Raw genomic sequence first — 3916 nt, 5'->3', positions numbered from 1 at the left:
GCCGTGAGGCGGCCCGCCCCGCCACCCGGCGGCTACCCACCGCCCCACCGGCCGGACGAGCACTACCAGCGGGACGAGCACTACCGGCCGGACGAGCACTACCAGCGGGACGAGCGGGGACGGCTGGCGGAACCGGCCCGGCCGCCCGCAGGACGGCCGGCGGACCGGGGACGTCCCGCGGGCGGCCGGGCCGGGAAGGCCACCGGGCGCAAGGCGATGACCCTCGGCCGGGCCAGCGGCACCATGGCGATCGGTACGGTGGCCTCCCGGGCGTCGGGGTTCCTGCGGACGGTGGCGATCGCCGCGGCGATCGGCACCGGCGCGGTCGGGGACGCCTACAACGTCGCCAACACCACCCCGAACATCCTCTACGACCTGCTGCTCGGCGGGGTGCTGTCCAGCGTGATCGTGCCGGTGCTGGTCCGGGCGGCCAGGGAGGACCCGGACGAGGGCGAGGCGTTCGCGTCCTCGCTGCTCACCCTGGTGGTGCTGGGGCTCGGTGTCATCGTGGTGGCCGCGACGCTGGCCGCGCCGGCCATCATCGGCGTCTACCTGGCCGCCGGCGGCGCCGAGCAGGATCTCGCCGTGACGTTCCTGCGGTGGTTCCTCCCGCAGGTGATCTTCTACGGGCTGGGCGCCACGATCGGGGCGATCCTCAACGTCCGCCAGTCGTTCGCCGCGCCGATGTTCACGCCGGTGCTCAACAACCTGATCGTGATCGCGACCTGCGTGGCGTTCATCTTCGTGCCCGGGCCGCGCCCGCCCACGGTCGGCGGGATCAGCGACACCCAGATCACCGTCCTGGCCGCCGGCACCACCCTCGGTGTCGTGGTCATGACGCTCGCGCTGCTGCCGTCGCTGCGGGCGGCCGGCTTCCGCTACCGGCCGCGGCTGGACCTCACCCACCCCGGGCTGCGCCAGGCGGTGCGCCTGGCCGGCTGGACGCTGCTCTACGTGGCGATCAGCCAGCTCGGCTACCTGGTCATCGTGCGTCTCGCCAGCTCCACGACGGCGTACACCGTGTACACGTACGGGTACCAGATCTTCCAGCTCCCCTACGCCATCGTCGCGGTGTCCGTGATCACCGCGCTGTTGCCGCGGATGAGCGTGCATGCCGCGGACAACCGTCGCGACCTGGTCCGCCAGGACCTGTCCACCGGGACGCGGCTGGCGGCGGTGGTGATCGTGCCGGCGGCACTCGCGCTGCTGGCGCTGGGCCGCCCGGTCGCGGTCGCGCTGTTCAACCACGGCGCGGTCAGCTACGCCGAGGCCCTGCGCATCGGGGACACCCTGGCCGCGTTCGCCGTCGCCCTGGTGCCGTTCTCCCTGTTCCAGGTGCAGCTGCGGGTGTTCTACGCCCACCAGGACAGCCGGACCCCCGCGCTGGTCAACATGGGGATCGTCGCCACCAACATCGCCGGCGCGGCGGCACTGAGCGCGCTGCTGCCCGACCGGCTGCGGTCGGTGGCGCTGGCGCTGGCCTTCGCCGTGTCCTACCTGGTCGGGGCCGTGGTCTCCTCGGTCCTGCTGCGGGGCCGCCTGGGCGGTATCGACGCCAGCCGGACCGCCCGCATGCTCACCCAGGTGACCATCGCCGGCGGGCTGGGCGCGGTCGTCGCCGCGGGGGTCTGCGCCCTGGTACGAGAGGTGCTCGGCCGGGGCTGGCTCGGTTCGGGCGTGAGCGTCGTGCTCGCCTGCGCGGTGGGGCTGCCCGTCTACCTGGTGGCCATCGTCCGGATGCGGCTGCCCGAAATGGCCGCGCTCGCCACAGCCGTCCGGGGCCGGTTCGGTGCACGATCGACACACTGATCCCGACTGATCCCGGCTACAACCGACACAGCGCCCGGGCGCTCCCCCAAAGGCTCGTACACTGAACAGGCTGCATCCGGCTACGACAGTCGGACGCGTCGGCGATGACGGAGGCACTGTGGTCGACGGGCACAACCGACCGCCACAGGTCGACGTCGATAATGACGTGACGAGCAGCGCGACCTGGAAGGCCGGCACCGTGGCGGTACCGGCGTCCCCCGACGCCACCGGCCCGATGGATCCCCCCGGGCCCCCCACCCTGCCGGTCAGCACCGTGCTGGACGGCAGATATCAGCTTCTGTCGGTCATGCACGCACGTGGGCCGGTCACCCTGTGGCGCGGTGACGACCGGATCCTCGCCCGGCCCGTCGCCGTCCGTGTGGTGCAACACACCGGCACCGGCGCGCGCGACTCCGCGGCCCTCGACCGTGCCGCCGAGATGCTGCTGTCGGCCGCCATCGGCTCCGGCCGGCTGGTGCACCCGGGCGCGGCATCGACCTACGACGCCACGTCGACCACCACCGAGGCCGGCCGCGTCTCCTACGTGGTGAGCGAATGGGTGGAGGGCCGCTCCCTGCAGGCGCTGTCCGCGCAGCGGCCGCTGCGCCCGGACCAGGCCGCGACCGTCCTGCTCGCCGTCGCCCGGGTGCTCGCCGCCGCCCACGAACGCGGCATCCACCACGGTGACCTGCGCGCCAGCGACGTCATCGTCTCCGGCCACGGCATGGTCAAGGTCGTCGACCTCGGCACCGGCTCGGTCGTGGCGGCGCTGGAGAAGGGCGCGCACAGCCAGGCCGAGCCCTGGGCCGGCTCCGTCGGCGCCGCCGAGGACGTCCGGGCCATGGGCGGTCTGCTCTACGCCGCGCTGACCGGGCACTGGCCGTTGGACCGCGGCGACACCGGGCTCCCCCCGGCGGCAAGGACCGACGACGGCCAGGTGCGCTCGCCACGGCAGGTCCGCGCGGACGTCCCCCCGGACCTTGACGCGCTCACCCTGGCCGCGCTCGGGGACGACCGTGCCCACCGGCCGGCGATCACGTCCGCGGCCGAGCTCGCCGAGGCGCTCGAGGATCTCGCCCCCGCGGACGGCACCCTGGATCTCGGCCGGGTCCGGTTCGACGACGAGCCGTCGCTGACCCGGACCATGACCACGGGGCCCTCGACCGCCGGTTACACCGTGGACGGGTCCGATGCGGACCACTACGACGTGGCGGGCTCCTACGGCCCGCCGGGGAGCGCGGCGTACCCGCCCGGCGGCGGCCATCGCGGCGGCTACCAGGACGGCCGGGCTCGCCAGGACGACGGCCGCTTCCCGGCGGACCAGCCCCGCCGCGACCGTTCCGCTCCCGCCCTCGGGACGCCCGGCTTCCTCGGCGACTACCCCCCGGACGAGCGGGGCGCCCGGCGCTCGCGCGGCCCGCGGCCGCGCCGCAGGCTGCTGCTCGTGGCCGGGCTCATCGCCACCATCGCGGTGGTCGCGGTGACGGTGACGTCGGTCGCGCTGACCCGTGACACCGGCCGGAAGGCTCCGGCCGCCCCGTCCGCGGCCCCGTCCAGGACCGCCCCGGCCGGTACCGGTACGCCGCTGCCGGCCCCGAACGTGCTGGCCTTCGACCCGCCGCCCGGGCAGAACGGCGAGAACGACGCGGAGGCCCCGAAGGCCATCGACGGCAACCCGTCCACCGTCTGGACGACGGAGGGCTACAACAACACCGACGGCCGGCAGTTCGGCGGGCTGAAGTCCGGGGTGGGTCTCCGGCTGGACTTCGGCCACCCCGTCACCATCAGCCAGATGACGATTGCTTTTGGTTTCGGCCCTACCGCGTTCGAGCTGCGTGCCGGTGACGCCGCCGTGAACGACGCCAGCGCCTACAGCGTGGTCCTCCCCGAAACCCTCGCCACCAACACGACCGTGTCCGTCCCGGAGGCGGCCGCCCACCGGTACTGGGTCGTCTGGCTGACCAAGCTGCCGACGGTGGACGACGGCCGGTTCAAAGGCGCTGTCACGGACGTCTCCTTCCGCTCCTGACCAGCGGGAAGACGCCGTCCTGGCCAGGCTCTCGCCGCCCCGTGACCCCCGCCCAGCCGCCAGCCCCCGGCAACGGCA

General features: G+C 74.1%; 2 protein-coding genes. Both read left to right on the top strand.

Going from position 1 to position 3916, the window contains the following annotated elements; genetic code table 11:
- Positions 1-1809, top strand: a 1809-nt coding sequence (gene murJ / locus AC5LUJ_RS23675; protein ID WP_493465819.1) for a murein biosynthesis integral membrane protein MurJ, incomplete at its 5' end; no start/stop codon positions are given.
- A 118-nt stretch (positions 1810-1927) separates the two neighbouring features.
- Complete coding sequence (locus AC5LUJ_RS23670; RefSeq protein ID WP_250293093.1) at positions 1928-3838, top strand: protein kinase family protein; 1911 nt, start codon at positions 1928-1930, stop codon at positions 3836-3838.
- Positions 3839-3916: the final 78 nt, after the last annotated feature.

It is taken from the genome of Protofrankia sp. CiP1_Cm_nod3 (genome assembly GCF_982290655.1).
This window is presented reverse-complemented; position numbering and strand designations above follow the sequence as displayed.